Origin of the sequence: Turicibacter sp. T129 (genome assembly GCF_025594975.1) — a bacterium.
Taxonomy (GTDB): domain Bacteria; phylum Bacillota_I; class Bacilli_A; order MOL361; family Turicibacteraceae; genus Turicibacter; species Turicibacter bilis.
Map to the genome: position 1 here is coordinate 1 of NZ_JAMQUU010000120.1, position 1,354 is coordinate 1,354.

General features: G+C 37.0%; 2 protein-coding genes. Both read right to left on the minus strand.

All coding sequences use genetic code 11. The features are described 5' to 3' along the window. Window positions 1-1,099: phage major capsid protein (locus NEH75_RS13300; protein WP_262949020.1), on the minus strand; the 1,099-nt coding region annotated here is incomplete at its 3' end. 15 nt (window positions 1,100-1,114) lie between these two features. Then, window positions 1,115-1,354 (minus strand): HK97 family phage prohead protease (locus tag NEH75_RS13305; RefSeq protein ID WP_262949022.1); only part of this gene is annotated, 240 nt, incomplete at its 5' end.

Below are 1,354 nucleotides of genomic sequence, written 5' to 3' on the forward strand. Positions count from 1 at the left end.
GATTTAGGCTTGAGATATCGAATAATAAGAATGAGTCGTTATCTTTTGGTTTACCGTTTGCATATTGTTTTGTCAAATAAGTACGCTCATCCTCTAAGAATTTATAGTGATCAGAGTATTCAATTTTTTGTCCTGAACCGATAGCCATGAAATAGTTGCGGGCAACCCCAGCCACCATTTTTCCTTTTGGAACAGCTACTGAAGTAACAATCTTACCTGGGATAGGTAACACACCATGAGCATAAGTTCCGTTAGCATTTAACACAGTTGTAGCTCCGAATAATTTCTCCCAATAGTCTAATGGATTCACAACTAATAGCACTTGTGTAACATTACGTTTCCCTTCTTTAGTTAATGGAGCGATAACATTTTTCCCTAATGTAGCTGGCAATAAATCCGTTAAAGGCTTAGCTTCTTTATCAGAGTAAACACCTAAGTTTACAGAACCAGCTAAATCTTTAATCATACCGATTGGTTGGTCTTTACCTGTACCAGCTACAATTCCTTGCTCTAAAGCGATAGCGATTGATTCTGATAACATCGCACGAACGAAACGATCTAACCAAACTGGGCCTAAATCTAACATTGATTTTGAAACAGGGATGAATGCTGATAATTTATAAAGTGATGCATTTTCCTTTTTGAATCCATTTGATAATTCTTCTGTGATTTTTCCTGTTAATGGCCCCCAAACTGCACCTGCAGCTTCAGATGTACGCATGATCCATTCGATTGAACCAGTTGTATTAATGAAGTCGATTTCAGATAATAATGGATGGTTTAATTGTAAATCTTCGAATACTCGGTCAAAGATTGTTTTAGGCATTACAACGTCAATTCCTTCAAATCCACGTTTTTCTACAACTGCCTCATAGTATGAACGTTCTTCTGACGTTAATTGAGCTTGTCCACGCGCTTCTAATGTCGCACGATCACTTAACTCTTTTTGCATTTCAGAACGCGCTTCACGTAAAATATCTTGCTCGATTGAACGTGCCATTGCGCCAAATGCAGCAGCGATTTCCTTTTCATCTTGTCCTTCTAAAGCAGAACGTAATTGTTCCTGAACTTCTGTTTGTTTTAAATCTAAATTTTTCATAATTATTTGTCTCCGTTATTTTTTGATAAAAGCATTAAAAAAAGCGCTCATTAACATAGCACTTCTTTCGTGATTATTTTCTTTTTCTACCTGCGCCTCTTTAAGTTCGATAACAGGCTTGATATCTCGAATTGATAATTGAGATCGTGCGCTAATTTCTGTATCCGCATAGGCTGGAATAGGTGTTGCAGTTACCTCAAATAGTTCTACTTCATCAATATCACGATAAAATGTCCAATTATCATCCCAGCGTGT